At 58.7% G+C, this 18,047-nt stretch carries 18 protein-coding genes; 16 read left to right on the forward strand and 2 right to left on the reverse strand.

The genetic code is table 11. The annotated features are described in order from the left end of the window. Nucleotides 1-57 precede the first annotated feature (57 nt). A complete protein-coding gene (locus tag GQX66_RS05095) occupies nt 58-1,977 on the reverse strand; it encodes a sigma-54-dependent Fis family transcriptional regulator (protein WP_240867230.1) in 1,920 nt (639 codons plus the stop codon). A gap of 299 nt (nt 1,978-2,276) precedes the next feature. On the opposite strand from GQX66_RS05095, the gene GQX66_RS05100 reads away from it, so the two are divergent. From GQX66_RS05100 to GQX66_RS05175, 16 genes are all read left to right on the forward strand, one after another. Further along, on the forward strand, nt 2,277-3,797 hold the full coding sequence (locus GQX66_RS05100) for an aldehyde dehydrogenase family protein (RefSeq protein ID WP_064599698.1): 1,521 nt from the start codon (nt 2,277-2,279) through the stop codon (nt 3,795-3,797). Nucleotides 3,798-3,999: 202 nt separating this feature from the next. Then, complete coding sequence (eat, locus tag GQX66_RS05105) at nt 4,000-5,370, forward strand: ethanolamine permease (protein ID WP_240867233.1); 1,371 nt, start codon at nt 4,000-4,002, stop codon at nt 5,368-5,370. 80 nt (nt 5,371-5,450) lie between these two features. Further along, nucleotides 5,451-6,845, forward strand: coding sequence for an ethanolamine ammonia-lyase subunit EutB (locus GQX66_RS05110; protein WP_236188896.1), 1,395 nt, complete (start codon nt 5,451-5,453; stop codon nt 6,843-6,845). A 5-nt stretch (nt 6,846-6,850) separates the two neighbouring features. Further along, nucleotides 6,851-7,675 carry an ethanolamine ammonia-lyase subunit EutC gene (gene eutC, locus GQX66_RS05115; RefSeq protein ID WP_045121880.1) on the forward strand — a complete coding sequence of 275 codons (825 nt, stop codon included), beginning with the start codon at nt 6,851-6,853 and terminating at the stop codon, nt 7,673-7,675. A 118-nt stretch (nt 7,676-7,793) separates the two neighbouring features. Next, a complete protein-coding gene (locus tag GQX66_RS05120; protein WP_074691599.1) occupies nt 7,794-8,255 on the forward strand; it encodes a GNAT family N-acetyltransferase in 462 nt (153 codons plus the stop codon). Nucleotides 8,256-8,482: 227 nt separating this feature from the next. Beyond that, entirely contained in the window at nt 8,483-9,133 is a 651-nt protein-coding gene (locus GQX66_RS05125; RefSeq protein WP_011336118.1) for a DedA family protein, read from the forward strand. Nucleotides 9,134-9,137: 4 nt separating this feature from the next. Next, nucleotides 9,138-9,950 (forward strand): zinc-dependent peptidase, encoded by an 813-nt coding sequence (locus GQX66_RS05130; RefSeq protein WP_129972500.1) that lies wholly within the window; start codon nt 9,138-9,140, stop codon nt 9,948-9,950. Nucleotides 9,951-10,064: 114 nt separating this feature from the next. Beyond that, nucleotides 10,065-10,592 (forward strand): inorganic diphosphatase, encoded by a 528-nt coding sequence (gene ppa, locus GQX66_RS05135; RefSeq protein ID WP_007933577.1) that lies wholly within the window; start codon nt 10,065-10,067, stop codon nt 10,590-10,592. A 221-nt stretch (nt 10,593-10,813) separates the two neighbouring features. Then, nucleotides 10,814-11,554, forward strand: coding sequence for a S24 family peptidase (locus GQX66_RS05140; RefSeq protein ID WP_085747634.1), 741 nt, complete (start codon nt 10,814-10,816; stop codon nt 11,552-11,554). A gap of 486 nt (nt 11,555-12,040) precedes the next feature. Further along, nucleotides 12,041-12,472 carry a hypothetical protein gene (locus tag GQX66_RS05145; protein ID WP_080770657.1) on the forward strand — a complete coding sequence of 144 codons (432 nt, stop codon included), beginning with the start codon at nt 12,041-12,043 and terminating at the stop codon, nt 12,470-12,472. Nucleotides 12,473-12,602: 130 nt separating this feature from the next. Then, complete coding sequence (locus GQX66_RS05150) at nt 12,603-13,523, forward strand: restriction endonuclease (RefSeq protein ID WP_085747633.1); 921 nt, start codon at nt 12,603-12,605, stop codon at nt 13,521-13,523. A 185-nt stretch (nt 13,524-13,708) separates the two neighbouring features. Then, the gene (locus GQX66_RS05155) at nt 13,709-14,290 is read left to right on the forward strand and encodes a DarT ssDNA thymidine ADP-ribosyltransferase family protein (RefSeq protein WP_085747632.1); all 582 of its coding nucleotides are present in this window, start codon (nt 13,709-13,711) and stop codon (nt 14,288-14,290) included. After that, a complete protein-coding gene (locus GQX66_RS05160; RefSeq protein ID WP_074691609.1) occupies nt 14,287-14,931 on the forward strand; it encodes a DUF4433 domain-containing protein in 645 nt (214 codons plus the stop codon). Before GQX66_RS05155 ends, GQX66_RS05160 begins: the two co-directional genes overlap by 4 nt. Further along, nucleotides 14,928-16,013, forward strand: coding sequence for a macro domain-containing protein (locus GQX66_RS05165; protein WP_085747631.1), 1,086 nt, complete (start codon nt 14,928-14,930; stop codon nt 16,011-16,013). The genes GQX66_RS05160 and GQX66_RS05165 overlap by 4 nt, the downstream gene beginning before the upstream one ends. A gap of 187 nt (nt 16,014-16,200) precedes the next feature. After that, nucleotides 16,201-16,758 carry a hypothetical protein gene (locus GQX66_RS05170; protein WP_240867248.1) on the forward strand — a complete coding sequence of 186 codons (558 nt, stop codon included), beginning with the start codon at nt 16,201-16,203 and terminating at the stop codon, nt 16,756-16,758. Nucleotides 16,759-16,773: 15 nt separating this feature from the next. Then, nucleotides 16,774-17,208, forward strand: a complete 435-nt coding sequence (locus GQX66_RS05175; protein ID WP_039772002.1) for a hypothetical protein — start codon at nt 16,774-16,776, stop codon at nt 17,206-17,208. Nucleotides 17,209-17,231: 23 nt separating this feature from the next. On the opposite strand, the gene GQX66_RS05180 is transcribed toward GQX66_RS05175, so the two are convergent. Next, complete coding sequence (locus GQX66_RS05180) at nt 17,232-18,044, reverse strand: DUF2135 domain-containing protein (RefSeq protein WP_085747629.1); 813 nt, start codon at nt 18,042-18,044, stop codon at nt 17,232-17,234. Nucleotides 18,045-18,047 lie beyond the last annotated feature (3 nt).

The following is an 18,047-nucleotide window of genomic DNA, read 5'->3' on the forward strand; positions in this document are numbered from 1 at the left end:
AAAAGACACCGCGGTCAGTTCCCTCTCCCTTTGGGAGAGGGCTAGGGTGAGGGGCTTTTAACTGACACGCCGCTCAATCCCGTGCTTGCGCAACTTTCTATAGAGCGTATTGCGACTGACGCCCAGTTGCTGCGCCGTGTGGGTCATGTGCCAGCGCGTTTGCTCCAGCGCACTGAGCAAGGCCAGCCGCTCGGCATCTTCCAGCGGATGTTCGGATGCAGTTTCATCGGCTTTCACCAACAGCGGCTGCACATGCCGAAACATCGCCGGCAGATCATCCAGCCCGATCCGCCCCTCATCGCACAACGCCGCCAGCGTGCGCAGCACATTGCGCATCTGCCGCACATTGCCCGGCCAGTTGAACCCGAGCAAAGCCTGGCGCGCCGGTTCGTCGATCAGGATCGTTTCCCCGCCCGCCTCTTCGGCCAGCAGGAAATCCAGCAGCTGCGACTTGTCACTGCGCTCGCGCAACGGCGGCAGCGCCACTTCCAGCCCGTTGAGCCGGTAGTAGAGGTCTTCCCGGAAACTGCCATCGCCGACCCGCTCCAGCAGATTGCGGTGAGTGGCGCTGATGATCCGCACGTTGACCGCTTCCGGTTCGCCGCCGATCGGCACCACTTGCCGGTCTTCCAGCACTCGTAGCAGTCGGGTCTGCAAGGCCAGCGGCATGTCGCCGATTTCATCGAGGAACAGCGTGCCGCCATCGGCCTGCTGCAACTTGCCGCGCATACCGTCCTTGCGCGCGCCGGTGAAGCTGCCGCCGCGATAGCCGAACAGTTCGCTCTCGATCAGGCTTTCGGGAATTGCCGCGCAGTTGAGGGCGACGAACGCTTTGCCGGCGCGCTGACTGGCGTTATGCACAGCCTTGGCGAATGCTTCCTTGCCAGAACCGGTTTCGCCGTTGATCAGCAGCGGCACGTCACGCTCGAACACCCGCAGCGACTTGCGGAAATCCGACTGCAACGCCGCATCATCAAGGCAAATGCGCGCAAGACGCGGCGCTTCCAAAGGCGCCGGAACCGGTACTGCTGGCAGCGGCCGACGGGTTTCGCCGCGCAGCACCGCAAACAGATGCCGCCCATCGCGAGTACGCAGCGGCCAACTGGCGCTGGCATTGGCACTGGCGCGCCCGAGCAACTCATCCAGCGAACAATCGAAAAACGCCTCCACCGGTTTACCGAGCAAGCCGCCACGGATGTGCCCGAGCAGGTTCAATGCACTCTGATTGACCGCACTGATCCGCCCTTCCCCGTCAAACGCCAGCAACCCTTCGCTAAACAGCCCGACAGACTCGGCCTGAAGATGAAAACGCAACAACCATTGGTTATCGAAACAGCGCAGGAAGTAGCAGCTCTCGATCATCTTCGCCGACAGATTGACCAGCGCCATGGTGTGGAACTGGCTCTGGCGCGAGACGTCATGCCGAGCCGAGGAAACATCGAGCACCGCCAGCAGCTCGCCGTGCGGGTCGAACACCGGGCTCGCCGAGCAGGTCAGGCCGGTGTGACGACCGCGAAAGTGTTCGTCCTGATGAATCGTCAGGGCCTGACGTTCCACCAGGCAGGTGCCGATCCCGTTGGTGCCTTCGCAGGCCTCGCTCCAGTCGGAACCCAGCCACAGGCCGGCGCGTTCGAAGATCTTGCGTTCGGCGGGGGCGGTCACGCAGTTGAGGATCACCCCGCGCGCGTCGGTCAGCAGTACCGCATGGCCGGCGCCGGAGAGTTGTTGATGCAGGCTGCTCATTTCATTGCCGGCGATCTGCAACACCTGTTGCAGCCGTTCACGGCTTTCGAGGATTCGACCGTGTTCGAGCACGGTCGGCGCCATGGTCAGGGCCGGGTCGAGGTGATAGTCCTCAAGGCAACGCAGCCACGAGCGGGCAATCGACGGGTCGGCACCGGGGCCATGCAGGTGCGACTTACCCTGGGTGACGGTGAGAACCTGTTGGGCATGGCGACTCAAATGGTTGTCGTGCATTTCTTATTATTCTCCCCGAGGCTCATCGGCCCATGCGTGAAGTGGTGCCCAGCATCCTCCAGCCAACCGGTCTTTGCAATGCTGGCAAGACCGCCCGGTCACGGGTTGTGCCATAAGCGGTACAAACTGTCACCAGAGCTGTACCGATACCGTCACGGACGCTTGCCACTTGTCCGACACAAATCGCGCAAGGCCTTGATTTGCCTGACCTGCACGGCAGTGGCCCGACCTTTGCTCTACGCTTATAGCAAGCGCTCATGCGCGTCTCTCTGATAAGTACAACAGCCAAGGAGAACATCATGCGTTACGCTCACCCCGGTACTGAAGGCGCCAAAGTCTCGTTCAAGAGCAAGTACGGTAACTACATCGGCGGCGAGTTCGTCGCGCCTGTCAAAGGTCAGTACTTCACCAATACCTCGCCAGTGAATGGCCAGCCAATTGCCGAATTCCCGCGTTCCACCGCCGAAGACATCGACAAGGCCCTGGACGCCGCCCACGCCGCTGCCGATGCCTGGGGTTCTACTTCCGCCCAGGCCCGCTCGCTGATCCTGCTGAAAATCGCCGACCGCATCGAACAGAACCTCGAAACTTTGGCGATCACCGAAACCTGGGACAATGGCAAGGCCATCCGCGAAACCCTCAACGCCGACATCCCGCTGGCCGCTGACCACTTCCGCTATTTCGCCGGTTGCCTGCGCGCCCAGGAAGGCAGCGCCGCCGAGATCGACGGCAATACCGTCGCTTACCACATCCATGAACCGCTGGGCGTGGTCGGCCAGATCATCCCGTGGAACTTCCCGATCCTGATGGCCGCGTGGAAACTCGCGCCGGCCCTGGCCGCCGGCAACTGCGTGGTACTCAAACCTGCCGAGCAAACCCCGCTGGGCATCAGCGTGCTGCTGGAACTGATCGGCGACCTGCTGCCACCGGGCGTGCTCAACGTGGTGCAAGGGTTCGGCAAAGAAGCCGGCGAAGCCCTCGCCACCAGCAAGCGCATCGCCAAGATCGCCTTCACCGGTTCGACACCGGTCGGCTCGCACATCATGAAATGCGCCGCCGAAAACATCATTCCGTCCACCGTTGAACTGGGCGGCAAGTCGCCGAACATCTTCTTCGAAGACATCATGCAGGCCGAGCCAAGCTTCATCGAAAAAGCCGCCGAAGGCCTGGTGCTGGCGTTCTTCAACCAGGGCGAAGTCTGCACCTGCCCGTCCCGTGCACTGGTTCAGGAATCGATCTATCCGCAGTTCATGGAAGCGGTGATGAAGAAGGTCAGCCAGATCAAACGTGGCGACCCGCTCGACACCGACACCATGGTCGGCGCCCAAGCGTCCGAGCAGCAATTCGACAAGATCCTTTCGTACCTGGAAATCGCCAAGGGCGAAGGTGCCGAGCTGCTGACCGGGGGCAAGGTGGAAAAACTCGAAGGCAACCTGGCTTCCGGTTACTACATCCAGCCGACCCTGCTCAAGGGCACCAACAAAATGCGCGTGTTCCAGGAAGAAATCTTCGGCCCGGTGGTGAGCATCACCACCTTCAAGGACGAAGCCGAAGCCCTGGCGATCGCCAACGACACCGAGTTCGGCCTGGGTGCTGGCCTCTGGACCCGCGACATCAACCGCGCCTATCGCATGGGCCGCGCCATCAAGGCGGGTCGTGTGTGGACCAACTGCTACCACCTGTATCCGGCGCACGCCGCGTTCGGCGGGTACAAGAAGTCCGGCGTCGGCCGTGAAACCCACAAGATGATGCTCGACCACTACCAGCAGACCAAAAACCTGCTGGTGAGCTACGACATCAATCCGCTGGGCTTCTTCTAAAAACCAAGGGCGGCACCGAAATATCGGTGTCGCCCTTTTAATCCCGATGACACTTCCTGGCCTGGCCGCTCTGGCACGGGCCTTGCGTACCCGTCATTCAGGATTTGCGTGAACACTGCCGCTGCGTGAACAGCATCCACTCACTCAACCGCTGCACCCGAAAGTCCAACAGATCGAACAATAAAAAAGACAGAGAGGACTTATGACTTCCACCACACAGCTCAAACCCACACTCGGCACCCTGCACCTTTGGGGCATTGCCGTCGGCCTGGTGATTTCCGGCGAATACTTCGGCTGGAGTTATGGCTGGGGCGCCGCAGGAACCTTGGGTTTCCTGGTCACGGCCCTGATGGTCGCGACCATGTACACCTGCTTCATCTTCAGTTTCACCGAACTGACCACCGCGATCCCCCACGCGGGCGGGCCGTTTGCCTACAGCCGTCGGGCGTTCGGCGAGAAAGGCGGATTGATCGCCGGCATCGCCACCCTGATCGAATTCGTGTTCGCCCCGCCGGCCATCGCCATGGCCATCGGCGCCTATCTGAATGTGCAATATCCGGGGCTCGATCCGAAACTCGCGGCAGTCGGCGCGTATTTCGTGTTCATGACACTGAACATCCTTGGCGTCAGCATCGCCGCGACCTTTGAGTTGGTGGTGACCGTGCTCGCCGTCGCTGAACTGCTGGTGTTCATGGGCGTGGTTGCGCCGGGCTTCAGCTTCAGCAACTTCGTGCTGAACGGCTGGTCGGGTGCCAATGAGTTCACGATGGGCTCGATTCCGGGCATTTTCGCGGCGATTCCCTTCGCGATCTGGTTCTTCCTCGCCATCGAAGGCGCGGCCATGGCGGCCGAGGAGGCCAAGGACCCGAAACGCACCATTCCACGGGCCTATGTCAGCGGCATCCTGACCCTGGTATTCCTGGCCATCGGCGTGATGGTGATGGCCGGCGGTGTCGGCGACTGGCGCCAACTGTCGAACATCAACGACCCGCTGCCGCAGGCGATGAAAGCGGTGGTCGGCAACAACTCGACCTGGATGCACATGCTGGTGTGGATCGGCCTGTTCGGGCTGGTAGCGAGTTTCCACGGGATCATCCTCGGCTACTCGCGGCAGTTCTTCGCCCTGGCCCGGGCCGGTTATCTGCCGAAAGGCCTGGCCAAACTCTCGCGTTTCCAGACCCCGCACCGGGCGATTCTGGCCGGCGGCGTGATCGGCATCGCGGCGATCTACAGCGACGGTCTGGTCAACCTGCAAGGCATGACCCTGACGGCGGCGATGATCACCATGTCGGTGTTCGGCGCCATCGTGATGTACATCATCAGCATGCTCAGCCTGTTCAAACTGCGCAAAACCGAGCCGAATCTGGAGCGCACCTTCCGCGCACCGGGCTATCCGGTGGTGCCGGCCATCGCGCTGTTCCTGGCGGTGGTGTGCCTGGTGGCGATGGCCTGGTTCAACACGCTGATCGGCTGTGTGTTCCTGGGTTTCATGGCCGCCGGCTACCTGTACTTCCAGTTGACCGCCAAGCAACGCTCCGAAGCACCGGCAGACGCTATGCTCGAAGGTATCTAAACGCTAACTGAGCTGCACCGGCATCGGGCCTCGGGCTCGGTGCCCGCACTAAAAGCATTCATTCAGGAGGAACGCGCCCCATGGCCGCATTTGCCCATACCGTCGGCGCCCAGACCTACCGCTTCGACAGCCTCAAGGACGTGATGGCCAAAGCCAGCCCGGCGCGCTCCGGAGACTTCCTGGCGGGGGTCGCCGCGCTTAACGATGGGGAGCGAGTCGCCGCGCAAATGGCGCTGGCCGACATCCCGCTGACACATTTCCTGCAGGAAGCACTGATTCCCTACGAATCCGATGAGGTCACCCGACTGATCATCGACAGCCATGACAAACAGGCCTTCGCAGTCGTCAGCCATCTCACGGTTGGCGGCTTTCGCGACTGGCTTCTGAGCGAAGCGGCCGATGAGCAGAGCCTGCGCGCCCTCGCCCCCGGCCTGACACCGGAAATGGTCGCTGCCGTGTCGAAGATCATGCGCGTGCAGGATCTGGTGCTGGTGGCGCAGAAGATCCGCGTCGTCACCCAATTTCGCGGCACCCTCGGCCTGCGTGGGCGGTTATCCACAAGGCTGCAACCCAATCACCCGACCGACGAACCGTCCGGCATCGCGGCGAGCATTCTCGACGGTCTGCTGTACGGTAACGGTGACGCGATGATCGGCATCAACCCGGCCACCGACAGCATTGCCTCGATCTGCGCAATGCTGGAAATGCTCGACGCGATCATCCAGCGCTACGACATTCCGACCCAGGCCTGCGTGCTGACCCACGTCACCACCTCTATAGAAGCGGTCAACCGTGGCGTGCCGCTGGATCTGGTGTTCCAGTCGATTGCCGGCACCGAAGCGGCCAACGCCAGTTTCGGCATCAACCTGAACATCTTGCAGGAAGGTTATGAAGCGGGTCTGAGCCTCAATCGCGGCACGCTCGGGCAGAACCTGATGTATTTCGAAACCGGCCAGGGCAGCGCCCTGTCGGCCAATGCCCACCACGGCGTCGATCAACAGACCTGCGAGACAAGGGCCTACGCCGTGGCGCGCCATTTCAAGCCGTTTCTGGTGAACACCGTCGTAGGATTCATCGGCCCGGAATACCTGTACAACGGCAAACAGATCATCCGCGCGGGCCTCGAAGACCACTTCTGCGGCAAGCTGCTAGGCGTGCCGATGGGCTGCGACATCTGCTACACCAACCACGCCGAAGCCGACCAGGATGACATGGACACCCTGCTGACCCTGCTCGGCGTGGCCGGGATCAACTTCATCATGGGCATCCCCGGCTCCGACGACATCATGCTCAACTACCAGACCACCTCGTTCCACGACGCGCTCTATGCGCGCCAGACACTTGGCCTGAAACCGGCGCCGGAATTCGAACAGTGGCTGGCGAACATGGGCATCTTCACCCAGGCGGACGGCAAGGTCCGCTTTGGCAACAACCTGCCGCCGGCCTTCCGCCAGGCCTTGGCGCAACTGGGATGAGTCAGATGGAAAAACCGCCCGTCGATCCGCAAAACCCGTGGCTGGAGCTGCGTCGTCTGACCCCGGCGCGCATTGCCCTCGGCCGCACCGGCACCAGCCTGCCGACCCGTGCACAGCTGGATTTCCAGTACGCCCACGCCCAGGCCCGGGACGCGGTGCATTTGCCGTTCGATCACGCCGGGCTCAGCGCCCAACTGACCGAGCGCCAGCGCGACAGTCTGCTGCTGCACAGCGCGGCAGCGGATCGCAACAGCTACCTGCAACGCCCGGATCTGGGGCGCAAGTTGAGCGATCAATCGGCCCAGACCCTGCGCGAATACGCCCAGGCGCATCCGGGCGGTGTGGATCTGGTGATTGTCGTGGCGGACGGTCTCTCGGCGCTGGCGGTGCATCGGCATACCCTGCCGTTTCTCACCCGCCTGGAGGAACAGATGAGCGCCGACGAATGGTCGACCGCGCCGGTGGTACTGGTGGAACAGGGCCGGGTGGCGATTGGCGATGAAATCGGCCAGTTACTGGGCGCCAAAATGGTCGTGATGCTGATTGGAGAGCGTCCGGGCCTCAGTTCGCCGGACAGCCTGGGTTTATATTTCACCTACAATCCAAAGGTCGGCCTCACGGATGCTTACCGCAACTGCATCTCCAATGTGCGGCTGGAAGGGCTCAGCTACGGCATGGCGGCGCATCGCTTGCTGTACCTGATGCGCGAAGCCTGTCGGCGACAGCTGTCGGGCGTCAATCTGAAGGACGAAGCGCAGGTTCAGACGCTGGAATCGGAAGCCGGTGCAGACATGAAGAGTAATTTCCTACTCGATCCGCCCCCAGCCTGAACCGTTTCCGCATTGCCTTTCTGCGCCGGTTTGAGGCAGGATCGACGCACGGCCGCCCAAGGTTTCCCGTTGCCGTCAGCCCCACGTGAAGACAGCCACTTGAAGGACGAGACCTACCATGCGGATTATCCAAGCGACCCTCGAACACCTGGATTTGCTGACCCCGTTGTTCGTTAAGTACCGCGAGTTCTACGGCTCCCTGCCCTATCCGGACTCGTCCCGGGCCTTTCTCGAAAAGCGCCTGCGACGCAAGGAATCGGTGATCTACCTGGCCCTGGCCGATGACGACGACAAGAAGCTCATGGGCTTCTGCCAGCTCTACCCGAGCTTTTCCTCCCTGTCGCTCAAGCGCGTGTGGATTCTCAACGACATCTATGTCGCCGAGGACGCCCGCCGCCAATTGGTAGCCGACAACCTGATCCGCACCGCGAAGAAAATGGCCAAGGAAACCCAGGCCGTGCGCATGCGCGTCTCCACCAGCGCCGACAATGAAGTGGCGCAGAAAACCTACGAATCCATCGGGTTCAAGGAAGACACCGAGTTCAAGAACTACGTGCTGCCGATCAGCGAAGAACTCTGATCGCGGGGTGCCCTGCGGGGAGGGAGCAGACTCCCTCCCCAAAATGAATGCCAACCCGACATTTATTCACACCGACATCCCCCGCTACAAAACCAACGCGCTTTTCACCCCTCTGCCCGTATAATCCCGATCTTTCCGGCTTGTAAGAAAAACTACACCCGCTTGTAGGCTTACACGAAGTCATCCGCACAGGTCTGCCGAGTCAGGCCATCACCACAGGTGCCTCCATGGATTTCAACCCGCTCGACCTTATCCTGCATCTCGATGTTTACCTCGACCTGCTGGTGAATAATTACGGGCCTTGGATCTACGCCATCCTGTTTCTGGTGATCTTCTGCGAGACCGGTCTGGTGGTGATGCCATTCCTGCCGGGTGATTCCCTGCTGTTCATCGCCGGCGCAGTGGCTGCGGGCGGCGGTATGGATCCGGTATTGCTGGCGGGCTTGCTGATGCTCGCGGCGATCCTCGGCGACAGCACCAACTACGTGATCGGACGAACGGCCGGTGAAAAACTGTTCAGCAATCCGAATTCGAAGATCTTCCGCCGCGACTATCTGCAACAGACCCACGACTTTTACGACAAACACGGTGGCAAGACTGTAACCCTGGCGCGCTTCCTGCCGATCATCCGTACCTTTGCCCCGTTCGTCGCCGGTGTCGCGAAGATGCCTTACCCGCGGTTCTTCGGTTTCAGCGTGTTCGGTACGGTCCTGTGGGTCGGCGGTCTGGTGACGCTGGGCTACTTCTTCGGCAACGTGCCGTTCATCAAGAAGAACCTGTCGCTGCTGGTGGTCGGCATCATTCTGCTGTCGCTGATTCCGATGATCATCGGCGTGGTTCGCAGCCGTTTCGGCGGCACCAAAGCCCAATCGCACTAAGCCGATGTGGTCGCTGAGCGCCTGGCGACGCCGGCGCATTCTGGCGAAGTACCCGATTGCCGACGATATGTGGCAGCGGGTGCGCCATCACCTGAGTTTTCTCGATGGCATCACTGCCGCTGAAGACCAGTGGCTGCGCGAAACCAGCGTGCTGTTCCTCGAAGACAAACACCTGACCGCCCTGCCCGGTGTCGAATTGCATCAGGAACAACGCCTGCTGCTCGCCGCCCAGGCGCAACTGCCGCTTTTGCATCTCGGCAATCTGAACTGGTATCAGGGTTTTCACGAAATCGTCCTCTACCCCGACGACTTCCTCAGCCCCCAGCGCCATCGCGATGCCAGCGGCGTCGAGCATGAGTGGGACGGCGAACACAGCGGCGAGGCGTGGCAGCAAGGGCCGATCATTCTCGCCTGGCCGGGCGTGATGGCCAGTGGTGGCTGGGAAGGCTACAACCTGGTGATCCACGAACTGGCGCACAAACTCGATATGCTCAACGGCGACGCCAACGGCCTGCCACCGCTGCATGCCGACATGCGGGTCAGCGACTGGGCCGAGGTGATGCAGGCGGCGTACGACGACCTCAATCGCCAGCTCGACCGCCATCCCGACGCCGAAACCGCCATCGACCCGTATGCCGCCGAGAACCCGGCCGAGTTCTTCGCCGTCACCAGCGAGTACTTCTTCAGCGCTCCGGATCTGCTGCACGAAGCTTATCCACAGGTGTATGCGCAGCTGCGGCTTTTCTACCGCCAGGATCCGTTGGCGCGCCTGAAGCAACTTCAGGCCAGCGACCCGGTCTATCAGGCTCACGAGTAAAGGTCTGCACGACTTCCGGTACATGGCGTCCACGGCAGAATATGCCTATAATCGCCGCCACTTTTTGGTCAATCCGGCCAAGTGTTTTTGGTCAACTAACGGGGGCAACGCCCAATGAGCTACAGCAAGATTCCGGCTGGCAAAGACCTGCCGAACGACATCTACGTCGCGATCGAGATCCCGGCCAACCACGCGCCGATCAAGTACGAAATCGACAAAGACAGCGATTGCCTGTTCGTTGACCGTTTCATGGCCACCCCGATGTTCTACCCGGCCAACTACGGTTACATCCCGAACACCCTGGCTGACGACGGTGATCCCCTGGACGTGCTGGTCGTAACCCCTTACCCGGTTGCTCCAGGTTCGGTGATCCGCGCCCGTCCAGTCGGCATCCTGAACATGACCGACGACGGCGGCGGCGATGCCAAAGTCATCGCAGTCCCACACGACAAGCTGTCCCAGCTGTACGTGGACGTGAAGGAATACACCGACCTGCCAGCCCTGCTGATCCAGCAGATCGAGCACTTCTTCGCGAACTACAAAGATCTCGAAAAAGGCAAATGGGTGAAAATCGAAGGCTGGGACGGCGCTGACGCTGCCCGCGCCGCGATCACCAAGTCGGTTGCTGCCTACAAAGGCTAAGTCTCGCGACCTGCGACACGCTTGAAGAAAACCCCGGTTGATCCGGGGTTTTTTGTGCCTGCCAGATAAGTGCTTAAACAGCCTGTTTATAGCGACCTACAGAAAAGTTTTGGTGTGTGTAATTTCCCACAAGGACGTCTTACATCCCGTCGCAAAATTTGCCCTGATTTTGAACGCAAGGTTTATTCAAACCGCTCTAGGCCGGTCGTAGACTCGTGTTTATGAGAAAGAACACTAGCGGTCCAAGATTCAAGGCACTCCTGGAAGCTGCGAACATCACCACCACGGGATTCGCAAAGTTCTGGGGCACGGAAGCCCAAAACGTTCATAACTGGTACACCCGGGGCGTACCCGCGTACCGCATGGAAGAAGTTGCGCGCCTGTTGTCCGTCAACAGCCAATGGCTGAAGACCGGCGAAGGCCCGAAAGACGCCCCGCACCTGCATACGGACTCGGGCGACATCCTCGACGCGCATGCCATTCGCGGCGTCTACACGGTGCTCGAAACCAACGACATCGAATTGCCGCTCTACAAAGAAACCCCGGTCGCCCCCGGCTCCGACAAAACCCATGTCATCAAAGACCCGGAACAAACCATCCGCCTGCCCCGCAGCCACCTAGAAACACTGGAGATCCGCCACACCGACGCCATCTGCACCCACATGATCGGCAACAGCATGGCCGAGAAAATCGAAGACGGCTCCACCCTCGCCATCGACCGCGGCCTCACCCAGGTGGTGGACGGCGAAATCTACGCCATCGAACACGACGGCATGCTGCGCATCAAATACCTGCACCGCATGCCCGGCAACGCATTGCGCCTGCGCAGCCACAACAGCGCCGAATACCCGGACGAGATCTTCCGCGCGGCGCAGATCGAGGAGCAGAGGATTCATGTATTGGGGTGGGTGTTCTGGTGGTCGACGCTGGGCAAGCGGCGGCCGGTGGTGCCGTTTCTCTGACCCTCCGTCACTCCCGCCCCCTGCAGAAAACTCTGTGGGAGCGGGGCTGCCCGCGAAGAGGCCCGGATACAAGGTACAAATCCCTGCTTCCTGCCGCAGAAATCGCTCTATTCCGCACTTGAGACTGGGAATCCCCGACAAAACTCAGTATCCTGCGCCCCACATTCGCGCATCGGCCCGCCAAGCGGCCCGGATGACGCCTGACGCGGCAGACCACTGTCTGACCAAGTCCCACAGCCGGACGCAAGATCCGGATGTACGTTTTGAAGGCTGGCGCGGTTTACCAAAAATAAACCAAGCCAGTCCCCGAGAAGCCGGCCACAAGCCGGCTTTTTAATGCCTGCTGAAAAACCGGCCGGGGGTCGGTTTACGGGCAGAGCGCTGTGTAATGGTGCTTGCACAACTCATCGCATAACAGAGCCCCGCCTGCTGGAAGCGACGGCAACTTAGATTGCTCAAGTCACCCCACAAGGACGTTCAACATTCATGCCCAAAACCATCACTTCAAACATGAAATCAGTTGGCCTGACAGCCGCCTCGTGCCTTTGTCTTTCAGGATGTGTTGGAGCAATCGTATCGCTCCCGGAAAAAACAACCGTCAAGACAGACGCTTACAAAGCGCAAAGCTATCGATCAATCACACCGCAAATCAGCAGAACGGTCACGTCGACGCCTACACGGGAATGGTGCGGGATCACCGTTTGGGCACTGATCATTCCGGTGCCATTGAAACTACCGGTGTGCACATCGTATTTCGAGCAGTCCTTCGGCAACGACGAGTTCGGAAACGAAGCCGTTCTGCTCGACTCGCAGCAAAAAGTCCCATCCCCTTTCTACGCTTGCGGCCCATTCATGATGTTGGGACCGATCGTTCATGGTTACCAAGGCAATGCGCTTTGCGGTGTTTTTGCGGATTGATGGTGAAACTGACATAGCGACTTACGCTTTCACCTGCAGACGCTTTAGTCGCGAAGCCCTCCATATCCACCGTTGATTTACAATCGCCATCCGATCGGCACGAAAACACTTTCAGCACAGGGATGCGCCCATGTCCGTTCCAACCTACGATCAGTTCATTGAGCCGATCCTTCGCTTTCTCGCCACAAAACCCGAGGGTGCAATCGCTCGGGACGCTCATGAATCAGCAGCAAAAATGCTGCAACTGAGTGAAGCTCAGCGCGAAGAACTGATCGCCAGTGGTCAGGCTACCTACAAGAACCGATCAGGCTGGGCACACGATCGACTCAAGCGCGCAGGTCTTTCCAGCAGTGCCAAACGCGGTTATTGGAAGTTGACCGACGCAGGCGTGCAGTACGCCAAGGAGCATGCATTTCCACTGTCGACCACGGATGTGGAGCACTTAGCAATCGGCTACATGAATGTGAAGCTGAAAGTCGCGCCTGACGCCGAGCCACTGGATGACCAACCAAATGTGGAGCCCGATCTAGCCTCCGCCACCGAGAGCCCCGACGACCGACTGGAGCGAGCGCTTAAGGAATTACGCGATGCCACGGCGGCCGACCTTTTGGACAACTTGCTGCAAGTAAGCCCTAACCGTTTTGAAGTAATCGTGCTGGATGTTCTTCATCGCTTGGGTTACGGCGCCAGTCGCAACGACTTGCAACGTGTCGGAGGTTCCGGTGATGCCGGCATCGACGGCATTATCTCGCTCGATAAATTGGGGTTGGAGAAGGTTTACGTACAGGCCAAGCGTTGGCAGAACACGGTTGGCCGACCTGAGTTACAGGCGTTCTATGGCGCGCTCGCAGGACAAAAGGCCAAGCGCGGTGTGTTCATTACCACCTCTGGTTTTACGGCGCACGCCGTCGACTTCGCCAAATCGGTGGACGGTATTGTGCTGGTAGACGGGACGCGACTGGTGCATCTGATGATGGATCATGAGGTGGGCGTGACATCGCGTTTGTTGCGGTTGCCGACGCTGGATCGCGATTATTTTGATGAAGAGTGAGTTCGGGCGTGTTGCTGCTTGACCCTGCTAACCAATTTCCTTAGTGGGCTTGTGGCCAAAAGTGATGGCACACTAGAATCGCAGCGATTGTTCTACCAACCCCTACGGATCGAGGGTTACATCAGCACGGGGCGAGGCCGGAACTGAATCCAGTTTAGGTTGATGTGCAGGTCAAGGAGACCACTATGTCGGACGTTAAAAGCATCAAGGATCAGAAGCTTCTCTACCATCTCACTTCAGTTGAAAACCTGGATGGAATTTTCAAGGATGGTTTGAAACCTCGCGCTGGCCTCTCGGGTTTCAAAGACGTCGCAGATGCTGAAATCCTGAAAAAGCGGCAGGCTCTGCAGCTCGACAATTACGTGCCCTTCCACTGGTTTGCGAAGAATCCATTTGACGGAAGCGTCCAGCGCAACAGGCCAGAGGCCCAATTTGTACTGATCTCGGTCTACAGATCAACGGCCAGGCAATACGGCTGGAAAATCATTCCACGCCACCCGTTAGCAGGCGACTCAATACAGCTACTTGATTACGAACAGGGTTTCGAAGCCATCGAGTGGGATGTCATGAGCAGTCGCGATTACCTGGACCCTCATTGCAAAAGCATCTGCATGGCCGAGTGTCTCGCACCGGGGGTTGTTAAACCTGAGGCCTTCTTCAAAATCTTTACCCCCAGCGAAGAAGTCGATGCACTTTGCGTAGCTAAATTGCAGGCAGCGGATGTTAATGTGCAGACCAGCGTGAATCAGAGAATGTTTTATCAATGAACTACACCAGCCTGAATCCAGAGAAAGCTCTGATTTGGCGTATCGTCCATCGCGATAACCTGCCCTGGATTCTGGACAACGGCCTGCATTGCGCAAACTCGGAAGTACAGGCACCTCATTACGTGAACATCGGCAACGTCGACTTGATCGACAAGCGCCGTTCCCGTCAGGTGCCTATCGCACCCGAAGGCGTCCTGGCCGACTACGTGCCCTTCTATTTCACGCCCTTCTCGGTGATGATGCAGAACATCCACTCCGGGTGGAGCGTGCAGCAACGCAGCAATGACGAGATCGTCATTCTGGTCTCAAGCCTCCATCGCGTTGAAGAGCTCGGCCTACCGTTTGTCTTTACAAACGCACATGCCTATCCGAGTTGGACAGACTATTACAGCGATCTGGCGAATCTCGACCAGATCGATTGGACTATCCTTCAACGGCGCGACTTCAAGCGCGATCCTGATGACCCTCGTAAAATAGAGCGTTATCAAGCGGAAGCGCTGATCCACCATCACTTACCGATTACGGGACTACTGGGCATCATGTGCCACACCGATGCAATGAAAGAACGCATAGAACAAGACGTCGCCGCTCGAGGCCTGACGTTGTCTGTCCATGCGCGTCCCAAATGGTATTTCCAATGATCAGATTTACCCAAGGCAACCTGCTGGAAGCCAAGACCGAAGCCCTCGTCAACACGGTGAACACCGTGGGCGTGATGGGAAAAGGCATCGCGCTGATGTTCAAAGAACGCTTTGCGCAGAACTATCGTCTGTACGCAGCGGCGTGCAAGGCCAAGGAAGTTGAAACCGGCAAGATGCACGTGACCGCCACCAACGAACTTGAAGGACCTCGCTGGATCGTCAATTTCCCGACCAAACGTCACTGGCGTTCACCTTCGCAAATGGCCTGGATAACAGAAGGTCTGCACGACCTGCGTCGGTTTCTAATTGAGAATGACGTGAAATCAGTCGCTATCCCGCCACTGGGTGCTGGTAACGGTGGATTAAAGTGGCCTGAAGTCCGCGAACAGATCGTTGAGGTTTTGGGGGATCTGGATGTCGACGTGCTGGTGTTCGAGCCGACCAATCAATATCTGAATGTCGCCAAGCGCAACGGTGTAGAGACGCTCACGCCGGCCCGTGCCCTTATCGCTGAACTGGTTCGACGCTATTGGGTGTTGGGCATGGAATGCAGTCTGCTCGAGATTCAAAAACTGGCTTGGTTTCTTGAGCGGGCAATTGAAAAACTTCCAAGTACAGAGAACCCGCTAAACCTGAAATTTATCGCTCATAAATTCGGGCCATACGCCAATCGACTGGAGCATCTGCTCAACAATCTGGATGGTAGCTATCTACATTGCGACAAGCGTATCAGTGATGCGGAAATCACCGATGTGATTTGGTTTGATCAAGATCGCAAGGCTTTTTTGCAGACCTACCTAAAGACTGAAGCCAGGGAATATTCCCAAGCTTTAGAGCGCACAGCTGAATTAATCGATGGCTTTGAATCCCCCTTCGGAATGGAATTACTCGCGACCGTCGATTGGTTGCTGATTAAGGAAGGGGTTGTTCCGACCGTTTCTGCGGTACGTGAAGCACTGAGAAACTGGGACGGCGGGGGTGGAGCTGCGGTGCGCAAAAATAAACTATTCGATGATCAAGCTCTTGAAATCGCGATTAATCGCCTGATCTCCAGCAGTTTCAGCCCGAAAATAGCGGCCTGACGCAGACAATAAATGCGAGTTTGCCTGTCCGCTTGGTACGTGCAATGAGTAGACGGCTCAGGCGATTATTGAACCATCGCAATAAGCCATTAGCACATCCGCCCTAATTGCCCCTCACCCAACCTCGCCACTAAATTTCCATTCTGTTTTTGTGCATTGCAAAAGCACCAAGGAATGGAGCAACACCATGTCGTTTTTCAAACTCAATCAATCCCTTGTTCTAGTAACCGCACTGCTGACCGCCTCTACTTGCGCGCAGGCAGAAGAACCGAACCCCGTCGGTGACTGGTGGATCATTTACGGCAACGGCATTCCCAACAAGAACATCATGTATGTAGCCGACAGCACTTCAGTGGTGCCGTCGAACCATACCAAGGGTGCGAAGTTGGTGGCCGTGACGCTGGTGTATGAAGAACCCGGCAAACCGATGATCGATGCCTACAACCTCGAAGTGCAGTGCTCGACGAACAAGGTCCGCTTTCTTAATGGGCAATCCATAGATCGCATTGCCTACATGATGCGGCACCTGAAAGTTAACGACCAATGGCAGCAGCCGAAGGAGTTCTGGGTACAGCGCGCCGCCGAGTTTGTTTGCTCCCCCGCTAAAAAGGACATGATCGCGCTGGGCAAGATGGAGCCCTTGCAGATGATTCAGGGCATGCAACAGATGTTCTTCAAGCTGGCACCGATTCAGGAGAAGGGGCAGATGATGGACAACCTGGATTCGATCCTCGGTAACAAGTAAGCGGCGGAACGCATGATGAATCAATGGACTAAAACGTTACTGGCGGTGCTGCTGACACCCACACTATTGCTGCTGCATGGCTGCCACCTGATTGCTCAGTCTCGATGGGAAGGACGCGATGTCCAGGAAGCACTCGACCTGTTCGGCAAACCCGACTCGATGAAAAAACAGACCGGTGCCAACGGTGAGAATCTGGCGGTTCTCACCTGGTTCAAATCCTCCAGCTGGACCACTACAGAAGCGGCCGGGACTTCAATGAACCATACCGGCAACGGCATGGTTTACACCGAGTACTACGAGACAGTCGGTCACAGTTCGGATTGCAAACTGGAGGCCACCGTCAATAAGGCCAAGAAGATCGTGCTGTTCAGGATTGAAGACGGGAAGATCATTCACGGGAAGTGCATCAACGTTCCGTTCGTGCCCGGCTATATTCCGCCCGGCTTCTAATGCAACCCTGAGCAGTCTCCTGCTCAGGGATAACTAAACGACTTCACCAACGTCAACTCCCCCACCGCCCGCATCGGCACGATGAAAGTCTCCATCTTCTCGCTAGGCGTCCCCTCCTCCGTAATCACCGTCACCTGCGCGGTAGTCAACGGCTGCACCGCCTCTTCCCCACCCTCATCATCCCCGCGATACCCACCGCCAAAATAATTCACATACACCAGATACTGACCCTTGATCGGCGCCGGCATGGCGAAGATTTCCGGGCCGTAACCGGTGGTCACGTCGACATCCAGAGCAGCGCCATTGGGCGCGACGCGATCGCCGTACCAGATGTGCGCGCCGTCGGGTGTGATCAGGTGCAGGTCGAGGTCGGTGCCGTCACTGTCCCACGCCAGCAACACCCGCAGTTTCGCCGGAGTAGCGCCGCCGCTGGTGTTGAGAAATTGCGTGCGGTGCCGTTGCTGGCCGTCGGGGCTACGGACTTCGACGCTGTTGCTGCCGTTGGGGAAGGAGAACGGGCGGTCGAAGCGGCCGCTGTCGTCGATTTTCAGCGGCATGCTGACGCCGTTGACGATCAGGCGGCCGGGCTCTTTGTTTTTCGGGGTGGCTTTGATTTCGCCACTGATGCGCGCGGTGTTGGCCTGGCCGAGCGGAGTGTTTACCGAGGAGGCCGGGTAGTTGACGGTCTGGCGGAAACTTTCGCCCTCGCCTTCGGGTGCGCCACTGCGCCAGCCGCCGATCGGGGTGTCGAGTTTGACGCCGTCAGCGGCGATCACCGGCGAAACGGCGGCAAAGACGCAGAGCAACAGCAAGACCTGTGGATAACGGAGTGTCATGGT

Source organism: Pseudomonas sp. B707 (assembly GCF_022496685.1).
Lineage (GTDB): Bacteria > Pseudomonadota > Gammaproteobacteria > Pseudomonadales > Pseudomonadaceae > Aquipseudomonas > Aquipseudomonas paraglycinae.

Bases quoted from the DNA above. Each gene is read 5' to 3' on its own strand.
- eat (WP_240867233.1), top strand. From the start codon at position 4,000: ATGACTTCCACCACACAGCTCAAACCCACACTCGGCACCCTGCACCTT.
- GQX66_RS05160 (WP_074691609.1), top strand. From the start codon at position 14,287: ATGAACTACACCAGCCTGAATCCAGAGAAAGCTCTGATTTGGCGTATC.
- GQX66_RS05150 (WP_085747633.1), top strand. From the start codon at position 12,603: ATGTCCGTTCCAACCTACGATCAGTTCATTGAGCCGATCCTTCGCTTT.
- GQX66_RS05155 (WP_085747632.1), top strand. From the start codon at position 13,709: ATGTCGGACGTTAAAAGCATCAAGGATCAGAAGCTTCTCTACCATCTC.
- ppa (WP_007933577.1), top strand. From the start codon at position 10,065: ATGAGCTACAGCAAGATTCCGGCTGGCAAAGACCTGCCGAACGACATC.
- GQX66_RS05100 (WP_064599698.1), top strand. From the start codon at position 2,277: ATGCGTTACGCTCACCCCGGTACTGAAGGCGCCAAAGTCTCGTTCAAG.
- GQX66_RS05110 (WP_236188896.1), top strand. From the start codon at position 5,451: ATGGCCGCATTTGCCCATACCGTCGGCGCCCAGACCTACCGCTTCGAC.
- GQX66_RS05120 (WP_074691599.1), top strand. From the start codon at position 7,794: ATGCGGATTATCCAAGCGACCCTCGAACACCTGGATTTGCTGACCCCG.
- GQX66_RS05130 (WP_129972500.1), top strand. From the start codon at position 9,138: ATGTGGTCGCTGAGCGCCTGGCGACGCCGGCGCATTCTGGCGAAGTAC.
- GQX66_RS05180 (WP_085747629.1), bottom strand. From the start codon at position 18,044: ATGACACTCCGTTATCCACAGGTCTTGCTGTTGCTCTGCGTCTTTGCC.
- GQX66_RS05125 (WP_011336118.1), top strand. From the start codon at position 8,483: ATGGATTTCAACCCGCTCGACCTTATCCTGCATCTCGATGTTTACCTC.
- GQX66_RS05175 (WP_039772002.1), top strand. From the start codon at position 16,774: ATGAATCAATGGACTAAAACGTTACTGGCGGTGCTGCTGACACCCACA.
- GQX66_RS05145 (WP_080770657.1), top strand. From the start codon at position 12,041: ATGCCCAAAACCATCACTTCAAACATGAAATCAGTTGGCCTGACAGCC.
- GQX66_RS05165 (WP_085747631.1), top strand. From the start codon at position 14,928: ATGATCAGATTTACCCAAGGCAACCTGCTGGAAGCCAAGACCGAAGCC.
- eutC (WP_045121880.1), top strand. From the start codon at position 6,851: ATGGAAAAACCGCCCGTCGATCCGCAAAACCCGTGGCTGGAGCTGCGT.
- GQX66_RS05170 (WP_240867248.1), top strand. From the start codon at position 16,201: ATGTCGTTTTTCAAACTCAATCAATCCCTTGTTCTAGTAACCGCACTG.
- GQX66_RS05140 (WP_085747634.1), top strand. From the start codon at position 10,814: ATGAGAAAGAACACTAGCGGTCCAAGATTCAAGGCACTCCTGGAAGCT.
- GQX66_RS05095 (WP_240867230.1), bottom strand. From the start codon at position 1,977: ATGCACGACAACCATTTGAGTCGCCATGCCCAACAGGTTCTCACCGTC.